The organism is Mesorhizobium montanum, from assembly GCF_033977145.1.
Classification (GTDB): Bacteria; Pseudomonadota; Alphaproteobacteria; order Rhizobiales; family Rhizobiaceae; genus Mesorhizobium; species Mesorhizobium montanum.
Genome location: NZ_JAVIJF010000015.1, coordinates 143,809 through 167,018, shown reverse-complemented (window position 1 = coordinate 167,018; position 23,210 = coordinate 143,809). Strand labels below are relative to the sequence as shown.

Here is a 23,210-nt window from a genome sequence, read left to right as displayed (position 1 = left end):
AACAGGTGTTAGTGTGGGGCAATTGACACAAAAAGGCTATGCTTTTCAGTACATAAAAATGAACTGGCGATCCCGGCAGGATTCGAACCTGCGACCATCGGCTTAGAAGGCCGGTGCTCTATCCAGCTGAGCTACGGGACCGTCGGCCGGCCGGGCCGGCTGGTCTTTCATGCCGCGTGGCGCACGATTCGAAAGTCAGTGCGTCCAGGGCGTCCTGCGGTCATAGCGGAAATTGTCCGAATAGGAAATCTGCCGGCGCTTGGCTTCCTTCGGCTCTTCGAGCCGATAGGCGATCTTTTCCTTTTCGGCATAAGCCATCGCCTCTTCCTTCGTGTCGAAGGTGAGCTTCACCTGGCTCAGCATGTCGCCCGAGGTGGTGTAGCCCATCAGCGGGTCGATCTTCTTGCGCTGGGCGGGATCGAACTCCAGCACCCAATGTCCGGTCTTGGCCTTGCCAGACTGCATCGCGGTTTTGGCTGGACTGAAAATGCGCGCGGACATGACCACCTCTTTGCCGCCCGAAAACCGGGCACCTTTTCCGGCGCCGTCTCCGAGCACCCACAGGGAGCCTGAAATCTCGCGCCAACCCGTCATTACTGTGCAATCGCCGCGGCGGCAAGACCGCAAGCGGCGCCCTGCCCGCCATGGCGCAGGGAACCTCGCTGCGCCGACGACATTATCGAAACGTCGGCAGGCCCGGGCCGGCCTTGCCCGTGAGCCACCACCAAAACGGACGTTTCGCCATGACCAATGCAACCGAACACGCCGTCCTGCAGCTTGCCGTGCTTGTCGGCAGCCTGCGCGCCCAGTCCTTCAGCCGCAAGATCGCCAAGGCGCTCGCCGCCCGCGCGCCGGATTCGCTGCGCTGCCGCTTCATCGAGATCGGTGAGCTGCCGCTTTACAACGAGGATCTGGACGGCGACCATCCGCCAGCGGCGTGGTCGGCCTTCCGCACGGCGATACGCGAATGCGACGCGGTGCTGTTCGTCACCCCGGAATACAACCGCTCGATCCCGGGTTGCCTGAAAAACGCGCTCGATGTCGGCTCGCGCCCGCCGGGCAAGAGCGTGTTCAAGGGGCTGCCGGCCGGTGTGGTCAGCGTCAGCCCGAGCAAGATCGGCGCCTTCGGCTCCAACCAGGCGCTCAGGCAGACCTTCGTCTTCCTCGACATGCCGGCGATGCAGCAGCCTGAAGCTTATATCGGCAATGTCGCCGAATTGCTGGACGACAAAGGCGCCGTGACCAACAGCGACACCGCCGCCTTCCTCGAGAATTTTATGGCCAGCCTGGAAACTTGGATCAGGACGGTGCATCCGGGCGGCTCGTCCTTCGATGCCTTCATGAAGCAGCGCGAGAAGATCGCCGAGGACTATGTCAATGGCGATGCGGCCTCGCTGAAGGCAATCGTCACCCATGCCGGGCCGGCGACGTTCTTTTCGCCGCGCGGCGATCATCTCGAAGGCGCCCAGGCGGTTGCCGGCCGCTACGAACGCGACGCGGCGAGCTTCCACAAGGGCGGCAGCACCGACCTTGAGGTGCTGCAGGCGTCGGCCAGCGGCGATCTGGCCTTCTGGACCGGGCTGCAGCATGCCAAGGCGCGCATGGGCAAGGCCGGCGATGCAACCGAGATGACCTTGCGGGTGACCGAGGTGTTCCGACTGGAGGACGGCGCGTTCAAGCTGGTGCACCGCCACGCCGACCCTGTCCATTAGCCGGCCCTTTAAAATCCGCGACACAATGCCGAAAGCTTTTGCAACGCCCGCCTATTCCTTTTGGCCCGCAGGCGGCATATGTCAGATACATGGTCGTGCCACTTGAAGGCATGATGACGACGATAAAGACAAGAATGGGCGCGGAAGCGAAAGTCTTGCCGTCGGGGGTCGGCGAGCCAGCGATACTGGACGGTGCGATTGTCATCGGCGCGGGCGCCGCGGGGCTTGCCGCCGCGCATGCGCTGGCCAAGGCCGGCGTGACGACGCAAATCCTGGAACGCGAGCAGCGGCTGGCCGAGCCCTGGCATCGCCGTCACGACAATCTGCATCTCAACACGCATCGCGACCTGTCTTCGCTGCCGGGCGTTTCCTATCCGGCAGGAACACCCGCCTTCCCACACCGCAGCACCGTCATCCGCCATCTCAACGACTTCGCCGAGACGCACCAGCTGCCGATCAGCCTTGGTGTCAGGGTCGATGGGATCGAATTTCGCGGCGATCACTGGCTGCTACGGACAAGCGAGGGCTTGAAGGCAGCGCGACATGTGGTGATCGCCACCGGACGCGACCGGCAACCCTTCATCCCGACCTGGAAAGGCATGAAGGATTTTTCGGGCAAGATCATCCATTCGGCCGATTTCGGCAGGGCGAGCGACTATGGCGGCAAGAAGGTGCTGGTGGTCGGCGCCGGCAATTCTGGCTTCGATGCGCTCAACCATCTTTCCGGCGCCGAGACGGGCCAGATGTGGCTTTCGGTGCGCAACGGGCCTTCGCTGCTGCCCAAGCGCATCGGCAAGATCGCGGTGCACCGTATGTCGCCGGTCATGGCGAGCCTGCCCACATGGCTCGCGGATAGGATCATGGCGGCGACGCAGCGCCTGGTGTTCGGGGATCTCACGAAATACGGCCTGCCCCCTGCTCCATCGGGCGGCGCCAGCCGGCTCGGCTCCGACTATACGGCGATCGCCGCGGACGATGGCGCGGTCGACGCCATCAAGGCCGGGCGCGTCATCGTCGTGCCGCAGCTGCGCGAATTCAGGCGCGACGACATCGTGCTCGACAATGGCCAGCGAATTGCGCCCGACATCGTCATTGCCGCCACCGGCTACCGCACGGGGCTGGAGACGATGCTGGGGCGGCTCGGCGTGCTCGACGCCAAGGGCGTGCCGTTGTTCAACGGCGCCGCGAACGACCCGAAGCTGCCGGGGCTCTGGTTCACCGGCATGCGGCCGAGCATTCGCGGTTGCTTTGCCAATGCAAGGATCCAGGCCGCGGCGATCGCCAGGAAGATCGCCAGCCAGAAACGCTGAACCCAACGGTCACGTCGGCATAAAAGCCGCGAAGGTATCGGCCGAGGCAGCGAAGTCTTCAAGCACCGCTTGCAGCCAAGCCTTTGTTACGCCGCCGGCCAGGTCGGCGCGTTAGTCGCGCTCCTCAACACTGATGCATCGGCCAGGATCAGGTGGCGTCGGATTTTATGTTGCCTTCCGGGCGTCCGCCCCCTATACGCCGCGGGACGTCGGAGTGTAGCGCAGCCTGGTAGCGCACCTGATTTGGGATCAGGGTTGCTCAGGCCGATTTCTTCCTATTTTTCAACGCCATAGCATCTCCATCTTCGGCTCCGGTGTGACTCCCGGTGTGATTTGCAGCCTCCATGGCAAGACGCATGTCCTCGATCATCGCGTGGGCGTATTTCGCAGTTGTAGCGATATCCTCGTGGCCCAGCATCCTTTGGACAATCTTCATGTTGCCAGTTCGAAGAGTCCTCGTCGCGGCAGTGTGGCGTGTGTCGTGAAACCGGAAGTTCTCCACCCCGGATTTGTCGCGGTAGCGTCGCCAGGCCGTCTTGAAACCTTCCATTGTTATCGGGTAACGCGTGCCTCTCACGAGTTTCAAATGAGTCCGGGTTCTCCGGGCGACATAAGTGAACACTGCTGTCGGATGACCGCCCTTAAGGGTCCAAAGGAGTTCGCGCACCACTTCGGTCATTGGCAAGATCCGAACCTTATCGCCCTTCCCCCTGATGGTGATCGTCCTCCCAGAAAAGTCGACCCGCGACCACTTGAGGTCTACGATCTCCATTCGCCGGCACCCCGTTAGCAGGGCAAACCGAACAGCTGGCGCATAGTCATCACGCATAGCATCCAGGAGGCGCTTTTCTTCGTCTTGGCTGGCCTCGCGGACCCGCTCCCTGGGCTCCTTGAGTAGATGTCTCCTCCATTCAACGTCAAACGCTGGAACTTTCCAGGTTTTTTTCGCGCGGATCATGATACCGCGGAGGGGAACGGTGCTGGTGCGATTGACAGTCGCATTGCTGACGCCATCAGTCCGGCGTCGGGCAACCATTGCAGCTATCATCGAGTCCGAAATTCGGTCGAGGGTGACGTGTTTCCCAAAATGGCTGAGCAGCCAACCAATGGCGCGATAGCAGTCATCTGCATTTGCCAGATGCTGTCCTATCTCGAGCCAATAACGAGAGGCGGCGATTTCAAGCGTCATCGGCCCTTCAGCTGTGAAGCTGGCAGCCTTCTTGAGATTGCTTAGGGTCTCCTGCCGCTTCTTCTCTAGGATCCGTTCCGCCTGGCGCTTATTGCTCGTGCCGGTGGGGCCGAAAAATCGATGACCGCGAAGCTTGAAGTCATAGGTGTATTCTGGTTTGCCGTGTTTTCTGTATACCGGCATGCCCTTTGACTCCGCTTTTCAATGAACTCAGAGAGATCTTCTCGTTTGTATCGACGCGTGGGGCGCTTGCCGTCGAGCCCAATGTTCACCCAACGCAAGGCGCCCTCGTTCGTCAGCTCAAGCAGATGCTTGGTGGTGACGGCGAGGATAGCAGCGGCCTGAGCGGGTGAGAGTAGTGTCGACACCTTTTCGATATAGCGGTCAGCCAGCCGTTCCGCTTCACGAATTGTAACTCCCCGTGACACCTCGTATGGCGGCGGTCCTCGCATCCCGAGGCAGGCGCGAGAGGAGCCAGCGACAGCACCAGGCCGACGTCGGGTATGAAGCCAATTAATCGCGACATGCTTTAGTTCGAAAGGGCCTCCGCAGCATGCCGCCCGATCGCTAAACCGACAAAAGACGCATGACGGCGCGCGATAGAGCAGTTCATGCGAAAATTCGCCGACGCCACATACTATCCTGCCGTTGCAGTCAGGATGCGGGCAAGTTCTGACATTGAAGCTGGGTTTCGACGCGCCAGCGCATTCCGGATGCTCGCCAAAGCTCGGATCATCTCCATTTCACCTCGTTCCAGAGCGCGACTTCGTTCGAGTTGCCAAAGCTAACGAGCCTAATTCCACCTCCTCCGGGCTCCCAGGGCGTAGTGAACGTCGTATCAATTTCAATATTCTCGTGTAGTTCGGCCCACCCAAGGTCCTTGGAGTAGACTTGGACTGGCACTTGAAGGCCGGTCTCCCTTTGCGCGTTCAAGTAAGTGCGCGCCGCGTAGAGGTCGACCATTGTCTCGAGGGTGAACGTTCGCTAAAACGCACAGCGCCGACCAGAATTTTCCCATGCCTGTTTTAGTGATATTGCATAATACGACAGAACGCGGCACAATACATTTTCAGATTCTGGGGGAGGTGCGCGGGCGTGCGTCTGCGACTTCTTTTGCTGCCGCGATAATTCAGGCGGCATTTGCGGCCATTTCCAAGTCATGCAAATTAAGTGAAGTGGCTTGCTGCGCGCGGCATCTAATGGAGGGGCTGCAATGCAAAAGCGACAGGTGGATTCCAGCGAAGGCGGAACCAAATCGGATAGCCCTGAAGCGCAGCTCCTAAGAAGGATAGTCAGTGCTGAAAGTCAGGACGGGGGCGTTGAGGAACTGATTTCAAAGCTGCGGGGTGCCGAATACACGCTCGCAGACCTTTTTCGCGATGCTGCCAGTCTGAAACGGAGCATCGCTGCGCTCAAAGGTCCATGGAGCCTAGTGTTCGATCGCTGGACGAGGCTTGACCGCATGGTCAGCGAATGCGTGGTCCGCACTTCGGCGGCACATGAAAGTTTCATGGACAGAACTGCCCACGCCTTCTGCGAGATCGATCGCCAGGGAGTCATCGTTACCGCAAACGCTGCAATGCGCAAATTCGACCCTGACTCTATCGGGAAGCCTTTGGCGAGCTACTTCGGTGACGATGCAGAGTCCGTGCGCAATTCAATTGAAAATTCGTCACGCCAGCTTTTCCAACTGACGTTCAATGGTGTTCAAAAGTATCCTGTGCTGGCCGAATTCGGCAGGTTCGAGACTGGGGGCCGCAGCAGCGGCTACGCCCTGCTCGTTGACATGACGGACCTTTTCAACGCCGATCGCAAGACGTTGGAGGCCGCACCGACCGGCATGGTCAAATTGGATATCCGGCAGCGCATCATACACGCCAACGCTGCGGCGCTAAGATTGCTTGAGGTCACCGAGAATGAAGCAATTGGACGCGATGCGCGGACGTTCATCACGGATGCGAAAAGCAGACGGACAGTCGACCGCCAGACCGCTATACGCCGAAAGGGTCGAGGCGGTGTGTATGAGGCTTTGTTCAGGACAGCCAAAAGCGGCAAGGAGGTGAAGCTGAGATTAACCAGCACGCCAATGTTCGACTCGACCGGTGTCTTCTCCGGTTCCCTTATTTCCCTCCAGCCAATCGACTACGAGCTCGCACAGGAGGACATCGCCAGGCTTCTCGGCACGGAAACCGATGTGCAGAAGCTCTTCTCTGGACTAATCGAAATTGTCCGGCGCTTCGTCGAATTTGAATGGGCCGATCTCGTGACATTCACGCCAAATCGCGACTATTCACACTCCTTCTGCCAGTATCCGGCAGCAGGCCGCCCTGCTTACCATTCTCGCTGGTTTCCGATCCCGATGGAGTATCGCAGTTGGGTTGAAATGCCAAAGTCGTGGATACGTGACTACGAGAAATTCCTTTTATCTTCTGAATCCGGCAGGTTACTCCTAGGAACAAATCGTGACGTTCAGGACGCAATCGCAGCAGGCCTGAAGGCAATCATTACTGTCCCAGTCCTCTCCGGTGGTCAAGTTTTGGGTGTTCTTTCTTTGCAATCTAATCAGATCGGAAAATATGATGCGGTGACCAAAAGAACGCTCCGCCGTCTCGGCTTAGACCAGGCTCTCCAGGCGATTTTTCGCGAACGAGAACGCACGGAGGAGCGCTTCTATTCCAGTTTTTTGAAAAAGATTTGGGCGTCTACATCTCACTCTGAGCTGGCGCAGACTATAGTTGACGGAATTGCCGAGCATTACAATTTTCAAACCGTATCGATCTTCCGAGTCAACGCTATTCGCCAGCATTTCGAGCCCCTTGCGGAAGCAAGCCGCGGGCCGCAACGCCGCACCAGCCCACCTGATTACAAGCAGCCTCTCAACATGGGTTTGAAAGGCCTCGCTTATCAGCGCAAAAATGGCGCAATATTGCAGGATCCGGGCGATGGCAGTGAAGAAGCAAGCGCATTTGTGACCGCGCGGAAAGCTTTGGGCGTGACCGACGCAACAAAATCAGAGCTCTGCATGCCGATCCGGGCCCGAGGGCGCGCTTTGTGGATGCTCAGCATTGCAGATGACAGGACCCATGCCTTCACTGACTCTGATTACACAGCGATCAACAAGCTTATCGAGCAGATCGAACCTGCAATCGAGTGCCTCTTTCAGGATCTGGTGCGCCGACAATTGGTTGATGCTTTCCCCGAGGCTGTAGTCGTGGCAACCATCGAGGGCAATATCCTACGTTGCAACGAAAAAGCAGCACGAATGTTCGAGCGTGAGTCGCTGGAAGGCGGTGCCCTCTCCGAATTCTTGCTCGATGCGGAAGGCCGGGCCGCGTTCAAGGAGAGGAGATCAGCCCCTACATTGACCACTATTGTTGGGGCTCGCCAGAAGACCACAACGGTTTGGATGTCCGTTTTTACCTTGCCCGAAGAATTCGATCACATCGTCGTCCGTCTGCAGGATATGACGAAGCTCCAATGGGAGACCGACCTCGAACGACTGAAGGCCGCCTTGGCAGAGGCGACCAGCCAGGTGCGAGTGCCTCTTTCTCTGGTATCAAGCTTCGTCCAGCAACTCGAACAGAGGGCGACTGACAGTAGTCTCGTTGACCTCGCGAGGAAGTCGGTCCGCCAACTTGGACGGATCGAGCTCACCTACGATCGAGTGATGGCCTCCTATGGCAACAAACTGCCAGGAAAGTCTGGTAAGGCCGAGGTCAGCCGCATCCTCAGTTACCTCATCGGTCAACTTCCTGAACTGAGCCGCAAAGACATCAAACTTTCTGGCTCTAAACGAGAACGCTGGGTTTCGGCAGACGAATACCGTTTAGCGTTCGCACTTGAATCCATGCTGGCCTATCTGCTGCGCGCGCACTGCGGATCAAACCTGATAACAATCACTGTTAGTGATGTCGGCGACTCGGTGCAGGTTGCGATGTCTGGCTCAGTCCAGCGGGTCGAGGCAAATGGCGAACTTGCTATTCTGGTCGAGGCGGCCCGAACAGATATCGCTTTAGGGGACGATGCACTTAACCGGATCGCCGCCGACTATAAAGGCGCATTCACCCGCAGCCGTCGGCCGCAAGATCGTGAAGAGCTGTCGATCCGGCTCCCATCAGCCTCCACTGAAAGATTTTCACTATGACATGGACTATCATCGTAGCAACCGGGGATACGGATCAGTTAAGCCAGCTCGTCGTTTGTGCAAAGAAAATCAAGGCGCTCATGAGACCGGCCGATCGCGGTTCTATATACAGGGCAAGGTCGCTTGAAGAAGTCGAGGAACTGCACCAGCGAATTGCAACGCCGGAGAAGGAGCTGATTATTGTTGAAGCCGATCTTCCTTCGGCCCGGCCTCGGCCACATGGGGGCGCCCAATCCGGGCTGGCTTTGCTGAAAGAAATTCAGCGAGAGGAAATCCCGCCCGCATCGATTCTGGTTACAAACCATGGCGAGCATTTGCTGGATGTCCAGCGCATGAAGCGTTCACAAATGCTTTTGGTCGACTCCGGGACGGAATACATCAGCCTATCCGTTGCGCTTGCTCGCAGTCTAGGCGTTGTGAGTGCACAATCGGCGCGTTTATCTTCGACCCCCGTGACCGAAACAACATCGAATTCCGCACCATCCGGAGCATTGTCGGAGCGCTATGCGCTGATTGAGGTTGACGTTCTAGAGGATGTAGAGCATTCGATGGTGCGTCTTCATATAAATGATCCTTTACGTCCGCAGGATGATCGCCCTATAGCTTCGCTCTATCTCGATGAAAATGAGGTTGCGGAATTTCTGAAGGAATCTCGTCGTTTTAGAAATAACTTTTCCACCCATAAGAATTGGCATTCGCGCTATGCTTCTTTAGGTGAGCGAGTTCGCGAGATGCTTTGGAAAACTAAGTTTCGCGATTATTATCTCCTCGCCGAGGGAGCCGCAGAATCGAATATTCGCTTGCGGTTCAATCTCGAGCCCGCTGTGTTTGATGGCCTTTGGGAATCAATAACCACTGGCGATGGTGACGATTTCATGATGCTCAGAAATAGCGTAACGCGCAGGGCGCGGCGCTACGACAACTTTCAAATGTCCTTTGAAGGCGAGAAGGGGAACCTGAGCATTTTGGGCGTGGAATCCAAAGTCTCTGTCAATTCAGAGCCCGTCGGTCCACAGGATGACACCTGGAACACCTATTGGAACAGATCAGGTGGTCCACTTGAACGCCTTGATCACGTAGAAACAGAAATGCGGATGTTGGAAGGGCTGCGCAGCAAGGGCAGGCGTTCAGGAAAGGGGGAAAATGCGCGCAGAAGCTCCGGTGTCAACGTTAAGATTCTACGAGCGGTGGCAGACACGGACTCTTGGTCTCTCGCTGACACACTGGAGGAGGAACTCAAGAAGAATCCGCGACGCTACGACGTATTGCACTTTGCTGGCCACGCAATCTTCGCGTCGGACGCAAGGGGGGACCAAAGAGGCTATCTCATATTCTCGGGCTCTCCTAAGCCGCGCGCCGTGCCGATTGCAAAGGTCGCAGGTTGGCTGGCGGGGTCCAGCGTGCAACTCGTATATCTCAGTTGCTGCCGAAGCAGCGCAGCGAAAGCCGCCATCGAAATCGCCAGCAACAAGGTTCCCATGACCATCGGCTTCGAATGGAACCTTGAGGACGAAAAGGCAGTCGAATTTGCCGAGGCTTTCTACAAGTCGCTATTGGCATCGGATTTCAGAGTTTGCCACTCCGTCCGCCGGGCACGATCCGAGCTCAAGCAGCACTATGATAGTGCCGATTCCATTTGGGCATCGCCGGTGCTTGTTGCTCAACCAAGCAATTGGATGCAGGTCGAGGGGGTCCTTCGACCGCCTGCTCGCACGCGCCCACGCGATGCACGCCAGCCACTGAAGCCTATCGGCTGAGTTCGCTCACCACCCTTCGCAGGCAAACCTGCTTTCGACCGCCTTGCTGGCATGAAATTTGGATGTCCTCCGCGCACGAGCTGCGCTTCTACGGGCTTAGAACTATCTCCAAACTGTGTTTGCCACTTTGTAAAACCCGCACCGTGTAACCGAAGACAGAAGGCTTTAGCTCGCGGCAAAGCTTCTCGGAGCTCTCGGTTTCATTGGTCAACACGAGCGTAATAGGACGGTCTGCATCATGCGCGCCCTCCACAATCCACTTCAGCGTTGAGAAGTCCGGGTTTCCATACTTCCCGTTCGCTGAGATCACGTAGGTATCGGCGGTGATGGTATCGAAGAAATCCCTCGTAGTGTTCCGATCGCTTCCGTGGTGCTGGACCTTTAGAACGTTGACATGAAGCCGACCGTCTCGAGTGAGCTTCGCTGCCTTCAGTCCTTGGCATATGTGATCCCCGCGCGCGTCGCCGGTCAGTAGCAGAGTTTTCCCATCGCACTCAGCCAGCACCACGATGCTGCTGAGATTTGGCACACTCTTGTCAGCCATCGCGGCAAACTTCGGATTGGCGGCGACCCTATCGGTCGTTTCCTCGAGCCATTTTAACCATTCAGTGCGTAGCGCCTCGAGATTGGCATTGGTCGGGCCGGCTATCGTTACCTTTAGACGCCCCAGCTTAATTGCCTCGGCTACGGTATTGACTAAGATGAGGTCGTCCTTGAAACCCTTGTTTACCGCGATCTCCAACTTTTGCGCCATCAGTCGCAGCCGGTGTCCTTCCCTCAATCCGAAAAACGCATTGGCGAATAGTGGCATGGCAACGTTCATTGCGCCGGCAGCCGCCATTAGCGACTGGAGTGTCTGTGCGATCACGCCGGAGGGATCAATGGTTTTCGCAAAAGAGTTGTGCCACAAGCCGCCGACGCGCACACGCGGCGGCCGGCCGCTGACGGAATCATCCTCCATGGCGGCTAAGAGGTCGAGCAGACCGATCACATGGTCATTGTCGATGTGACTGAGCACAATAAGATCAACCTTCTCACCTTTTCCTATAATGCCGTCGAGCGCCGCATCGAGGTCGGTGGCGAAGTTACCCGGCGGGCCCCCATCTACGAGCAAATAGCGCGGTTTTGCCGGGGTGCCGAATTCCAGGATCATGCTGTCGCCGAATTGCGCTTGGACGACGTGCAACTTGAACATGTTGGCCTCAGAGCTTGGAGACGGGCGAAGAGCGCGATTTCAGATCGCCTGTCACTACCAGCGCAAAGCTTTGCGGCGGCTCCAGGAGGGTATCGGCCGACACAACGATCGTGTGGCGGCCGGGCTTTGGCTTGTCGATGCGCACGATCTGGACGTTGTTGTCCCGATTGCGTTTCATTCCGGCGATTTTGAGCACGGTCGCGGCGTTGCTGTTGCCCACGAATTTCTCACCGGCTGTATTATCTGCCAGCAATATCAAGTTGTTTTGAAGGCCACGCGCTGGGGGGTCCGTCCAGGCGAGGCATATCCGCAACGGCAACCGGTCGCCCACGGCAATCTCGTAGTGAAAGCTCTGACCGGTTCGCTGGAACATCTGAGCTGGCGTCTTCCAGGAGTCGACGAAGGCAAGCGATAATCCGGGGGCAGCCGGGCCGGGAATGCTTGCAGCCATATCAATCCTTCCGAAGCCCTGATGGAAGTTCGGTTCCCCTTCCAGCGGCGCGACAGCGCATGCCCCGGTGATCCGCCTTGTTCCGTTGATCAAAGCGGCCTTCAGCAGAGCTGCGCTCGGCTCTGCCCATTTGCCCTCTTTCTGAAAGCATTCCCTCACCAGCGCCGCGCACCCTGCGACGTAAGGCGCGGCCATGCTGGTGCCTCCCATGAAGGCGTAGAGCGGATTATTGGGGTAGGCGCCCCAGAACTTGTAGAGCGCTGCCTGCCTCGACTTCGCTGACGCGATGTCGGTCCCGGGAGCGACGATGTCGGGCTTGATCCTCTGGTCGTCGGAAGGCCCGCGGCTGCTGAAAGCGGCTATGCGCTCCGGATCGCCCGAAACTTTCTGGCTGGCGACAGGACGTTTTGGGTAATTCTCCCGCCACGCCTCGCCCCAAGTAAGCATCGCATAGCCGCCGCTTGTGCGGCTGTTGCAGCTTGCTCCAACCGTAAGGCCATTCTTAGCCGTCGCTGGCGCGGCGACAGAGGGCCAGTCAACAAAGCCAGAGCGTGCATTCATCTCTGCTGTTGGCTCGCGAGGCACCGCAATGCCATCGTTGCCCGCCGCGATGACGATGAGCATGTCCGGGTGCGCCGCCACGAACCGGTCTACATCCAGCGACATCTCAGAGTATCGCGCGTAGGCGAATGCGCCCCAGCTGTTGTTGTGAATGCGGACGCCCTTCTCATAGGCCTCAGCGAAAAGCATTTTGAGATTATGTGGAAGCCCGCCGAGTCCGCCATTGGCGTCGAGAATCGACTGAAAGAAGAGCCTTGCCTTTGGCGCAGCTCCGCACACATCGCCGCTCGACTCAACGCCGTTGCCGAGCGCGCACCCTGCTACGTGAGTTCCATGTCCTTCAGGATCGCTGTGGTCACCGGGCCGACCCAAGGTGCTAATTCCAACCACGCGACCTTTGAAATCTGGATGGGAATCATCAATACCCGTGTCGGCCACGCCGATAATCTGGCCTTCCCCCTCGTATCTATGCTGCGGCTTGCTGGATCGTTCGATCCCCAAAATCTCGCGCGCATTCCGATCGAGCAGCCGCGGCGGCTGCAACTCCTCCACAACCGCGACCTCCGGTAACCGAGCAAGCGCGATCAGGTCGTCGCTATCCTGCCTCAGTGACACGCGTAATGCGTCGGTATGGGTAACTACCGGTTTGAAACCTCGATCCGTCAACCATCTCTCTACCCGCGGCAAGTCTTCGGCGCGATGCACGCGAACCGCATGCGGCAACGTGAATCGCGGCACCTCCGATACCGTTCCTTGGCCGCGGAACGCGCGCTCTGCGGAGGTCGCCCTCCCACCTCGATCGGCGTCAACGACGCGCAATGTATCCGCCTCGGAGTATAGCTGGATACTGTCAACGAAGGGCAGTGCCGCGCAGACGCGCACTTCTTCCGCTTTGAGGTGACACGTATACCTGTTACTGCTCAGCCGCTCAATCAGCTGGATATCGTTCAGCTCGCTTCGCCGCTTCTCGGTAAGCGGACCGTTTAGCCGAATGATGTAGAACTGTGGGCGATGGGCATCCTCCGACAGGATCTTCTCGTCCGCGCTCTTCCCGGCGATCGTGCTGGCCAAGCCTCGCACTCTCGTAAGACTAGGTGCAGCGCCAGCCTGTCCGCCACCCCGAACACGCGTCGGCTGAATTCCGATCGGCCCCGAGTCCGACCTGGGTTCGATTATCTCGACCGGCTTTACTATGAGGCCATCTCGGGCGAGCCGATTGACGTCCTTCGAATCGATCACGCCTATGACATAACCTTCGGTCCATTCCGCCTCTGTGAGTCTCGCTTCGTCTTCCGCAGCACGGGCGGCGGCTTCTTCTGTCTCGTGCATGAAAAACACCTTGACCCGATACTTGGCCATGGCCATTCCTCCAGCAACCCCAGTCTGCGAGACACGTATATCCCGCATAAGGTTCCAATCATATCCTAAAATAGATGACCATCAATTCCATCTCGGTCACCGACCTTCCTTCCGGTCACTGACGCTTTTGCCTCAGGTCAAGATGCACCGAAGTCTTTTTGTCCTCAGGAGAGCCTGGAAGCGGCTGAGGAGCTCCCCGGCACCCACAGGTCACCTTCAGGTCCCGCTCGCTAAAGCGTCTGGCATGCCTATCTCGAAGATGTTCTGAAGCAGCCCAGCTTCTTGATTTTGTTCCCTCTGGGTGATCAGCGCTAGCCGCCTTGTTTTGCGGTAACGGATAAATGGGGGCTGCCATGCAATAGCTCACCGCGCGGCGCTCGATCTGTGTTGATACGATTACGAACCAAGCGCTAATACAGCTGCTTACCAGCAAGATCGAGACCATCGAGCCAGGCTGCGGATGTGCCACTTGTGAGCCACAGTAGCGCTCCTGGCTCGTCGAGGGCACTACCACTGCGTGGATTAACGAGGTTATTAATGCCGGGTTTACGCAAAATGTAACTGTCACCTGACGGGGTGCAACCGGGTAATAAATACAAATATTCGCTCGAGCAAATTGTTTTTCAGTTGCCTTTCTAAATCCGATGCCTAACCTTCATCAGGGGGGTGGGGATGACTATCTGCGATTCCGCGGCTACATCGGCAGACGCCGACAAGCGTCCTGATCAGTGTGAAGACGATGCTTCGGATAGGATGCGGGCGCTGACCGCACCTGCGACCGCGCGTATGCTCGTCGAGGCCGGCCCTGGAACCGGGAAGACAGAGATAGCTGCACTGCGGCTTGCGGGACTGGTAACGACCAACCTGTCGCCCGCACAGATACTCGTCTTGAGCTTCTCGCGTAACGCGGTCCGGACGCTGACGAGGCGGATGGTCTCAGTCGCCGGCACCGATGAACACATAGTCGAGGAACTGAGGCACATCTCGGTGCGCACATTTGATTCGTGGGCGTTCCGCATTCTCAGACTGGTCGGCAGAACACCAGAGGAACTGCTACGTCGATCATATGATTCGAACATCTCCGCCGTCACAGATATGATTGTCGGCCAGGGCCGCGACGCGGTATTGGAAGCGATCGGTGATCGCCGTCACTTAATCGTAGACGAGTTTCAGGACCTGCCCGGGGCTCGTGGCGAACTGGTCCTCGCATTACTCGATCTCCTCGCGCCACCGGATCGGACGGGCATCGGCTTTACGGTGCTTGGCGATCCGGCACAGGCGATATTTAGCTTCTCGGCAAAATCCCAGGGCAGCACCAGCTACCCCAGACCGACCGAATACTGGCGGCGAATTGTCGACGTCTATGGGTCACAGCTAGATTTGGTCCGCCTCACTCGGAATTACCGCTCAACCCCACCGATCGCTGAGATATCCGCGCGGCTTCGCGCCGTGCTACTGGGAGATTATTCTGAGAGCCAGAAGCTGGAGGCTGTGAAACGGGCGTTGGCAGCGCTGCCTGAGACCTCCGAGCTATCGGTCAGCGCCTTCCAAGGGCACGGGAGCACAGCGATCCTCACGCGCACCAACGGCGAAGCGCTGCGGGTGCTGACTAAGCTAATGGGTCAGGGTCCCAATTCGCCGGGCGTCCCCATCCGCATGCGCGCAGCCAGTTACGCGACGCTCCCTCCGGCGTGGATAGCGGCGCTGCTGCGTCCTGTCCGCTCCGGCGCAGTTACTAAGTCGCAATTCGATCGGATCTATCAGCACCTCACCGGCGTCTGGAACGACGCCGTTCGCCGCCAACTTGGATTGCCTGACGTTGATACGGCATGGTCCCGCCTCGCCCAAGCAGCTGGTGCTACCTCCGACGCTGTGTCGTTCGAACTAGCCGCATTGAGGACCCGCATGGGCTGGCCCGACGCCTTTCCAGACGATCAGCCCCTTGCCGACGATGGATTAATTATCACGACGGTGCACCAGTCGAAGGGCAGCGAGTTTGACGTCGTCACAATCCTGGAAAGCGCAACGGACTTCCGCGGGAAAGACGATGGTGACACATCCCCAGAGGAAGAAGCGAACGTCTCCTATGTAGCAATGACCAGGGCTGCCAAGACACTGCACCGTTCGCCTTCCACGGCGATCTACACTCCGCCGACAAATTGGACCTTCCGAAACGACCGAACTAGGCTTTGCAACTGGTGGGGTGGCTGGATCAATCTAGAAATGGGACAGAAGGGCGACGTCGATCCATTCGGCTTCGTCGATCCCAATATCCACGGCCAAGGGGGCGTCGAGAAGCTTCAATCGTTCCTTCTCACAAACGCACATGCACTCGAGGGCCGCAAAGTAGTCTTGTGTAGGCGAAACGAGGATGGCAAGGCCACTTGGCTAATCCACTTGCAAGAGGATGGTGGGCGACTTGGACTACTTCTCGGTGTTACGAGCAACGAGCTGACATTTGACCTGCTGCACATCCTTCATCCGAAGGGATATGGACTTCCCTGGCGCATATACAACCTTCGCATTTCCGGCGTGGGCACCATTACGTCGGAAATCGACCGCCAACTTGACCCGCCCGAGACCAGCAGCCGACTTTGGCTTGGCGTAAGCCTCTTTGGCACCGGTGACTTCCAGCCCAAAAGCCGATGAAAGGAAGCCTGTGACCACGACGTCCCGCCCACGCGTAAGAGCCTTGGATCAGGAAGCCGTGCGAAGCGGCTTACTCGAGACAACCCGCGCCCTCCTACTTGGCCCACTCAATACCGCCGAGATCATTAACTCTGCTCCTGCGGACACTTACCTCACGGGTATCCTTTGGCCCGAGGGCGAAGGACTAGCGGCCATAGAGGACGACGAAAGCGATGGCGCTTTTATCTTAGCCGACGGCGAAGAGGACGCTGGCGTTCCCGGCTACCGCGCATTCAAGCCGTGTTCGATCGGCCTCACCTTCGCTGCTGACGCAAGCGCGACGCTACGGATTGGGCTGGGAAAGACCGCAAGATACCGCGCTGTGGAGATCCCTCCTGCCGACCAGGGAGGACGACCGAGGCGTGCATGGTCGAGAATGGAGCTAGGCTACGAATTCTCGGTCGCGCCAGGTGCGGCCGGCGCGTGGAATGTAAGCGAATTTGAAAATAGCGACGGTGCAGCCGTCAACGACTGCGAGCTGCGAATGCACATTAGGCGCCGGCTCGATGGCGATCAGCAGGTGCTCACCGTCACCATGATTAATGCTTCTCGCCAGGCAGACGATCGCCATCGCGATGAACTCTGCCTTTTCCAAACCGAGATAGTCGTTCAATCAGTTGCGGGGGCGCGCAGCATCCTTCCGCGCCAGATCCCCATGCTCGTTAGCGCAGACGACGATGCAAGATCAGCCGCCCTATTATACCGAAACGTGCTCGAATTCGCCGTCGGGCATGGCGTTTCAGCCGATTGGTCCGGTGTCGAAAGCAGGCGCGCCCTCTCGGCCAGGACAGCATGGATGGCTCGCTCAAATATAAAGGGCATGAGCGCTGAAGGGCATTCCACTTTGGACACCTTCCGGCGCGCATACCCACGCGCATTTGACGCTGCATGGCTTGCCCGCGAGGAATGCCGTGCAGAGATCACGGATGCCCTGAACGAATTCGTTTCGGTTTATGATCGTTGGATAGACCGCTCGTTGCAGGCGCGTCTGAGCGAATTCGAGGGAAGCCTCCGACAAGCCGCGGAGCGGAACTTTGCACTCTGTCATTCGGCCGCACGACGGATGCGTCTAGGCGCGCAATTGCTATCATCCGACGATCAGGCCTGGGCGGCTTTTGTGCTGGCCAACGCGGCGATGGACCGACAGGCTAACTATCCGGTGAAGCGTGAGAGGCGAGGAGCGCTGCGATGGCGCCCGTTCCAGCTTGCCTACTTTCTCCTCGTGCTACCCGGCCTGGTCGACAGCGATAACGACGATGCAGAGCGCGATTGCATGGATCTGCTCTGGTTTCCTACTGGCGGTGGCAAGACTGAAGCCTATCTGGCCCTGACGGCCTTCGAGATCATGCTGCGCCGACTGAAGGATAGCGGCCGCCGTGACACTGGGGGCGTCGACGTTTTGATGCGCTATACGCTCCGTTTGCTTACGGTGCAGCAGTTCCAGCGAGCTGCCTCGCTGATCTGTGCGTGCGAAGCACTTCGACGCGAAAGAGGCGACCTCGGGGCGGCGCATATCTCGCTTGGGCTCTACGTGGGTGACGAAGCGACTCCCAACCGAGGTGAAAAGGCGAGAGCCGCGCTCGAAGAAGAACGTGACGGGCTGGCGCCGCGATCGACACCCCGGCAGTTGCTAGAGTGCCCGGTGTGTGGCAGCAGTCTTACCGTCTCATGCTACTCGATGGCTCGGGACGGCACATGCGTCGAGATTCGCTGTGCTAACCCGTCTTGCGAAACAGCAGGGCACACGATCCCCGTGATCACCGTCGATGAATTCATCTACCGCACCCCCCCGTCCCTGCTTATCGGCACGATAGATAAGTTCGCCCAACTCCCAAGACGCAAGGACATTCGATCACTATTCGCACTCGATGGGGGGCTGCCCCCAGGCCTGATTATTCAGGACGAGCTCCATCTGATCTCGGGACCGCTCGGCTCGATGGCTGGACTTTACGAAACCATCGTTGACTTACTGTGCACCCGGGGCAGTGTCAGGCCCAAAGTCATTGGCTCCACGGCGACGATCGGCCAGGCCGAACGGCAGGTGCATGCACTATTCGATCGGACCGTGCTCCAGTTTCCGCCAGCCGGGTTTGACGCGGGTGATTCATTTTTTGCGGTAACAGACGATCAAGGCCCAGATCGTATCTATTGCGGTGTGAGCTCCGCCGGGCGAAGCCCCAAGTTCGCGCTCCAGGCTCTGGCAGCCGCGCTGCTGCAAGCGGCCGAGGCCCAGCGCACCGGCGGCGCGCCGGCCCTTGCGTTGGATCCTTATTGGACATGCGTCCTTTACTTCAACAGTCTACGGGAGTTGGGCGGCGCCTACGTCCTGATGCAGGACGACGTCCCCCGCCAGATGACCTTCATTTCCGGTCGCCTCGGCACCGGACCTGCAAGATTATTGGAGCACGAGCCGGTTGAGCTCAGCAGCCGGGTTCCGTCACGCGAACTGCCGGAGAAACTGGCGAGACTCGCCGTGGATGCATGGCAGGTCGTAGAGGATCCCTTCGCACCCTCGCCCGAGGACACGGTGTTGGCTTCCAACATGATCTCAGTCGGGGTCGACATTCCGAGGCTCGGCCTAATGCTCATGAATGGACAACCGAAGTCGACAGCAGAATATATACAGGCGAGCAGCCGCGTTGGGCGTGGGTTGCCTGGCCTCGTGTTGACGCTCTACAACTTTGGCAGGCCGCGCGATGTATCACACTTCGAGCACTTCAACGCTTATCATGCCGCACTCTACCGTAACGTCGAGGCTACCAGTGTTACACCCTGGGCGCCGCGGGCCAGGGATAAGGCGCTGCACGCCGTGCTTGCTGCAGCCGTTCGGCATCTCGTCGCCGACATGGACGATGACGATGATGCACTCGATTTCGATGTCTCTAACAACGAGGTCCAACGCCTAATTGAAGCAATCCTGCAGAGGGCGAACAGCTCTTCAGCAGGCATCGAGTTTGCTGATACGGCCAGCGAACTCCGAGCGCTGGTGCGGGAATGGGCGCAGCGCAGCAGTGATGCGCGCGCCGGCGGCCGAAAATTACTCTACTGGGAACGGAAAGCACCGTTCGGAGCTATACTGCCGCATCTAATGAACTCGGCGGAAGACGGTGCCCGTCACACTGGCTTGGCTTGGCCTACGCCCAACTCTCTCCGAGAAGTCGAGCCTTCAACGGCCTTTAGCCTCAAGACGTTTGGAGGACGATAGTTGGCAAGAAAGGTCACCACAGGCGGAAGCACGATCTCGGATCCCATTGAGCCGGTCGGCACCGTGCGCCGTTCGCAGCTGATCTCAACCTATGGGATAGGTGCAATCGTCGACCTGGAGAAAGGATCTTTCATGCCGATGGGCCTGGAAGATTGGGAATATTCCACCCGGCTTCCGTCCCTGACAATCGGCGAGCCGCGTCTCGAGGCCATGCTCGGGGTCACGCAGTTCCGCCTCGGCCCGGTGGCCAAACAGGTGCCGAACAGTCGAATGGTGAGCGCGCGCTCAACTGCGCCGGCCGCTCGGTTCCCCGAGTGGCATGAGTGCCCCAAGTGCCATCGGATTGGACAGGCGGGCGCACCATTCGAACTCGCGGACGATGGAAGCCGATTGACCTGCCTCGCTCATTCGGGGTCACGGGTCTACACTACTCCCGTCCGTTTCGTGGTCGCGTGCTCACACGGGCACCTTAGCGACTTCCCCTGGGAATGGTGGGCGCATCGCTCGAGGGAGGCGGGCGTCTGCGACAATCCCAGCCTCTATCTACGTTCGCATGGACGATCTGCTTCACTCGCCGATCTCTTCGTCGTATGCAACTCCTGTCGAACTGGGGAACGCCCGACGTCGGAATCGCTCGGCAGTGCGTTCAGCAGAGGGGCAACGCAAGGTTACGTCTGCACCGGCTTCAGACCTTGGCTGCGGGACCGCGAGGCTGGCTGCGACGAGGACGTGCGTGTGCTTCAACGCGGCGCGTCTAACGTCCACTTCCCAGTCGTCTGCTCGTCACTGTCGATTCCACCCGCCTCCGAGGCGGCAATGCAAATCGTGCAGGAAATGCGCTCGACACTGGACGCGGTGCCAGCCTCGACTATTCCCGACGTTCTTAGCGGCATCGCCAGGCAGTTCGGCATTCCGGCCGAGCCGTTGCTATCTGCTTGGCGGACGTTACGTGCACTCGAGACGGGACACGACCACCTTACCGAGAAGATCGCGCGAGCTGAGGAGTATGCCGCCCTCTGCGAAGACCGCGACGACCCTGTGATCGCGGGCGTGGTTCCGCAGTTTATGAACCAAGTCCTGGAGCCGCCGTCCGGGCTCGCTCCTTGGTTCGATCTCGTGGGCGCCGTATCGCGCCTCCGCGAGGTGCGGGCGATCGCGGGCTTCTCCCGCATCGAGCCGCATCCTGTCACTGCCGAGAATGTCGCGGAGGCTATTCGTCAGGGTAATGTCTCACCGCTCTCCCGCGGACCGAAGAACTGGTTGCCAGCCGCGGAGATTCGAGGCGAAGGTATCTTCCTCCGTTTCAATGGCGTCGCGATCGACGGATGGATCGAACAAAATCCTGTCCTTGAGGAAAGAGCTGTTCAACTCGACGCTCAGAGCGCGGCAATCGCAGCTAGGCGCGGCTATGCGCGTGACTATCGGATCACGCCTCGCCTTCTGTTGGTCCACAGCTTTTCGCACGCCCTGATCCGCCAGATCTCCATCGAGTGCGGCTACTCATCGGCGGCGCTTCGGGAACGGCTTTACGTCGCTGAGGAGACGGACGAGGCACAAGCGATGCACGGTGTTCTCATATATACGGGTTCGCCGGATTCCGAGGGAAGCCTCGGCGGTCTCGTCCGTCTCGCTAGCCCCGAGTTGCTGGAACCTATTGTCCTCAGGACGCTCGAAGGAGCTGGATGGTGTGGCAGCGACCCGGTCTGTCTGGAAACCGAACCCACACAAGCAGGCGAGCGCGTCAGCGGAGCGGCGTGCCATTGCTGTCTGCTCCTGCCTGAGACGGCGTGTGAAAAATTCAACCGCGAACTCGACCGCACAATGCTCGTAGGCGACACAATGGGCACCTATGACGGATTTTTCGGCGAGCGGGAGGGCAGATCATGGCGGTTCTGATTCCCGACGTCCCAAAGGACTGCCCGAACGGCGAGCGGCTCGTATATGAGAAGCTTGGTAGGGAACTTCCGGCCGACTGGGTCGTGCTGCATTCGCTCGGCCTGCCGCGACACGAAACTAAGATTTGGGGCGAAGCGGACATTGTAGTCTTATCCAGCCAAGGCGTGTATTCGCTGGAAGTGAAGGGCGGCACAGTCTCTTGCAGCGACGGCGTGTGGCTCTTCGCGGGTCCCGGATTTAAGAGCTACACCAAACGGGAGGATCCTTGGACGCAGTCCAAATCGGCGTTGATGGCCGTCCGCAAGTCGCTCTGCGATGCCAATTCGGCATTCAAGGAAGTAGTGTTCGGTTTCGGCGTTGTCATGCCGTTTACTCGGTTCGACGTCGCTGGAACCGAATTCCTGCCAGAGGTCCTACTCGACAAGCGCAGCTATCGCGAGGGCATGGACCAATATATTGAACGCTTACATCGCTTCTGGGAGGCAGACTACGCCTCCAGGGAGGGCAAGACACGTCGGGGACTTACCCCGCACCAAATAAGGCAGGCACGCCAGATCCTTCGTCCGGACCTGGAAACCGCACTAAGCATCGGTGGGTATCTGACCGGCGTTGAATCTAAGATTATCCAGCTCACGAACGAGCAGATACGAGTCTCGCGGCGCCTCACGGCGAACCCTCGGTCGGTAGTGCGCGGTGCAGCAGGCACCGGGAAATCCGTGCTTGCGATGGATCGCGCGAAACACTTGGCGGGCTCCGGTCGTCGCGTGTTGTTCTTGTGTTTTAACCGCCTTCTCGCCAGCCACGTCCGGCGCTCGGTCGCACAAGAGGGTATTTCCGGACTCGACGTCTGGCACGCCCATGGCCTCTATCGCGAGATCATTCGCCGCGGCGGCAAGGAGGCAGAGCTGGCAGCGCTCGACGAGAGCCATCCCGAGTTCTTCGCACGGAGATTTCCCGAGGTAGCGGCAGATGCACTTCTCTCTAACGGCGGCGAGCCATGGGACGTTCTTATCATAGACGAGACGCAAGACCTCCTCACCACATCCCATTTTGACGTTTTCGATCTACTCGTCGTTGGTGGCTTGAACCATGGCACGTGGCATCTCTTCTTGGACCCGCTGCAGAACATCTATGGGTCAGACGCTGAGCATGCAGTCGAGACGCGGCTTGCCACCGCCTACCCAGTCCTCGACGAGCTTGAAGACAACTGTCGGAACACTCGGCAAGTTGCCGCACAGGCGTCGATCATCTCCGGAATCGACCTTGCGATGAACAATGCCCCGGACGGGCTCGAATGTGAGAACGTCTTTTATGGCAGCCGCCCAGACGCACTTCAGAAGATCCAAGACCTTGTAGAAAAGCTGCTCAGCTCGGATGTTCGTCTTTGTGACCTCGTCATCCTTTCCACCAGACAACGTTCAAACTCGCTGATTGCCGGTCTCGAGCGACTCGCGGGCCGTCCGGTGTGCGATCTCGGAAACGAGGAAGAGTATGCTGATGGAGCTGTTGCATTCTCTACGATGCACGCCTTCAAGGGGCTCGAGCGGATGGTGGTAGTCGCTATCGACATGCAAGACATCGGGGCATCTCAATGGGCAATGCTCCATTACGCAGGTCTGTCACGTGCGCGCTGCCTGCTTCATGCTTTCGTCCCCAACGGGTCGACCCATCGTTACAGGCGTCAAGCGACGGCCTTCGGCGAGCGGGCAAGAATTCGATCGAAATGACGAAAAGTGGAAACTT

The 23,210-nt window shown here is 58.7% G+C and carries 13 protein-coding genes and 1 tRNA gene; 8 read left to right on the top strand and 6 right to left on the bottom strand.

Annotated elements, in window-relative coordinates; genetic code table 11:
* Positions 1–64: 64 nt before the first annotated feature.
* Both RFM68_RS21165 and RFM68_RS21160 read right to left on the bottom strand, forming a co-directional pair.
* A tRNA-Arg gene (locus tag RFM68_RS21165) sits at positions 65–141 on the bottom strand.
* A 54-nt stretch (positions 142–195) separates the two neighbouring features.
* Positions 196–501: an ETC complex I subunit gene (locus RFM68_RS21160; RefSeq protein WP_320234943.1), complete on the bottom strand. Its 306-nt coding sequence runs from the start codon at positions 499–501 to the stop codon at positions 196–198.
* A 242-nt stretch (positions 502–743) separates the two neighbouring features.
* Here RFM68_RS21160 and RFM68_RS21155 point away from each other — a divergent pair, with 242 nt between their 5' ends.
* Both RFM68_RS21155 and RFM68_RS21150 read left to right on the top strand, forming a co-directional pair.
* Positions 744–1,712: an NAD(P)H-dependent oxidoreductase gene (locus RFM68_RS21155; RefSeq protein ID WP_320234942.1), complete on the top strand. Its 969-nt coding sequence runs from the start codon at positions 744–746 to the stop codon at positions 1,710–1,712.
* 134 nt (positions 1,713–1,846) lie between these two features.
* The gene (locus tag RFM68_RS21150; RefSeq protein ID WP_320234973.1) at positions 1,847–3,022 is read left to right on the top strand and encodes a flavin-containing monooxygenase; all 1,176 of its coding nucleotides are present in this window, start codon (positions 1,847–1,849) and stop codon (positions 3,020–3,022) included.
* A gap of 259 nt (positions 3,023–3,281) precedes the next feature.
* Here the strand turns inward: RFM68_RS21150 and RFM68_RS21145 are convergent, their stop codons facing one another.
* A complete protein-coding gene (locus RFM68_RS21145; RefSeq protein WP_320234941.1) occupies positions 3,282–4,394 on the bottom strand; it encodes a tyrosine-type recombinase/integrase in 1,113 nt (370 codons plus the stop codon).
* Positions 4,277–4,663, bottom strand: a complete 387-nt coding sequence (locus RFM68_RS33650; protein WP_430694899.1) for a helix-turn-helix domain-containing protein — start codon at positions 4,661–4,663, stop codon at positions 4,277–4,279. Before RFM68_RS33650 ends, RFM68_RS21145 begins: the two co-directional genes overlap by 118 nt.
* A 761-nt stretch (positions 4,664–5,424) precedes the next feature.
* Between RFM68_RS33650 and RFM68_RS21140 the strand changes: the two genes are divergently transcribed.
* Positions 5,425–8,355 (top strand): PAS domain-containing protein, encoded by a 2,931-nt coding sequence (locus RFM68_RS21140; RefSeq protein ID WP_320234940.1) that lies wholly within the window; start codon positions 5,425–5,427, stop codon positions 8,353–8,355.
* The gene (locus RFM68_RS21135; protein WP_320234939.1) at positions 8,352–10,112 is read left to right on the top strand and encodes a CHAT domain-containing protein; all 1,761 of its coding nucleotides are present in this window, start codon (positions 8,352–8,354) and stop codon (positions 10,110–10,112) included. Before RFM68_RS21140 ends, RFM68_RS21135 begins: the two co-directional genes overlap by 4 nt.
* Positions 10,113–10,200: 88 nt before the next feature.
* Here the strand turns inward: RFM68_RS21135 and RFM68_RS21130 are convergent, their stop codons facing one another.
* Both RFM68_RS21130 and RFM68_RS21125 read right to left on the bottom strand, forming a co-directional pair.
* Complete coding sequence (locus RFM68_RS21130) at positions 10,201–11,307, bottom strand: MBL fold metallo-hydrolase (protein ID WP_320234938.1); 1,107 nt, start codon at positions 11,305–11,307, stop codon at positions 10,201–10,203.
* Positions 11,308–11,314: 7 nt separating this feature from the next.
* Positions 11,315–13,678 carry a S8 family serine peptidase gene (locus RFM68_RS21125; protein WP_320234937.1) on the bottom strand — a complete coding sequence of 788 codons (2,364 nt, stop codon included), beginning with the start codon at positions 13,676–13,678 and terminating at the stop codon, positions 11,315–11,317.
* A 672-nt stretch (positions 13,679–14,350) separates the two neighbouring features.
* Here RFM68_RS21125 and RFM68_RS21120 point away from each other — a divergent pair.
* Genes RFM68_RS21120 through RFM68_RS21105 form a run of 4 tightly spaced genes read left to right on the top strand, consistent with a single transcriptional unit; the run spans position 14,351 to position 23,194 of the window.
* Positions 14,351–16,327: a UvrD-helicase domain-containing protein gene (locus RFM68_RS21120; RefSeq protein WP_320234936.1), complete on the top strand. Its 1,977-nt coding sequence runs from the start codon at positions 14,351–14,353 to the stop codon at positions 16,325–16,327.
* Positions 16,328–16,370: 43 nt separating this feature from the next.
* Positions 16,371–19,571 carry a helicase-related protein gene (locus RFM68_RS21115; protein ID WP_320234935.1) on the top strand — a complete coding sequence of 1,067 codons (3,201 nt, stop codon included), beginning with the start codon at positions 16,371–16,373 and terminating at the stop codon, positions 19,569–19,571.
* The gene (gene drmB, locus RFM68_RS21110) at positions 19,572–21,467 is read left to right on the top strand and encodes a DrmB family protein (RefSeq protein ID WP_320234934.1); all 1,896 of its coding nucleotides are present in this window, start codon (positions 19,572–19,574) and stop codon (positions 21,465–21,467) included.
* Positions 21,455–23,194 (top strand): nuclease-related domain-containing DEAD/DEAH box helicase, encoded by a 1,740-nt coding sequence (locus RFM68_RS21105; protein ID WP_320234933.1) that lies wholly within the window; start codon positions 21,455–21,457, stop codon positions 23,192–23,194. The genes drmB and RFM68_RS21105 overlap by 13 nt, the downstream gene beginning before the upstream one ends.
* Positions 23,195–23,210: the final 16 nt, after the last annotated feature.

Coding starts and splice junctions, on each gene's coding strand:
- RFM68_RS21155 (WP_320234942.1), top strand. CDS start 744: ATGACCAATGCAACCGAACACGCCGTCCTGCAGCTTGCCGTGCTTGTC.
- RFM68_RS21150 (WP_320234973.1), top strand. CDS start 1,847: ATGGGCGCGGAAGCGAAAGTCTTGCCGTCGGGGGTCGGCGAGCCAGCG.
- RFM68_RS21160 (WP_320234943.1), bottom strand. CDS start 501: ATGTCCGCGCGCATTTTCAGTCCAGCCAAAACCGCGATGCAGTCTGGC.
- RFM68_RS21145 (WP_320234941.1), bottom strand. CDS start 4,394: ATGCCGGTATACAGAAAACACGGCAAACCAGAATACACCTATGACTTC.
- RFM68_RS21120 (WP_320234936.1), top strand. CDS start 14,351: ATGACTATCTGCGATTCCGCGGCTACATCGGCAGACGCCGACAAGCGT.
- RFM68_RS33650 (WP_430694899.1), bottom strand. CDS start 4,663: ATGCGAGGACCGCCGCCATACGAGGTGTCACGGGGAGTTACAATTCGT.
- RFM68_RS21140 (WP_320234940.1), top strand. CDS start 5,425: ATGCAAAAGCGACAGGTGGATTCCAGCGAAGGCGGAACCAAATCGGAT.
- RFM68_RS21105 (WP_320234933.1), top strand. CDS start 21,455: ATGGCGGTTCTGATTCCCGACGTCCCAAAGGACTGCCCGAACGGCGAG.
- RFM68_RS21125 (WP_320234937.1), bottom strand. CDS start 13,678: ATGGCCAAGTATCGGGTCAAGGTGTTTTTCATGCACGAGACAGAAGAA.
- RFM68_RS21135 (WP_320234939.1), top strand. CDS start 8,352: ATGACATGGACTATCATCGTAGCAACCGGGGATACGGATCAGTTAAGC.
- RFM68_RS21130 (WP_320234938.1), bottom strand. CDS start 11,307: ATGTTCAAGTTGCACGTCGTCCAAGCGCAATTCGGCGACAGCATGATC.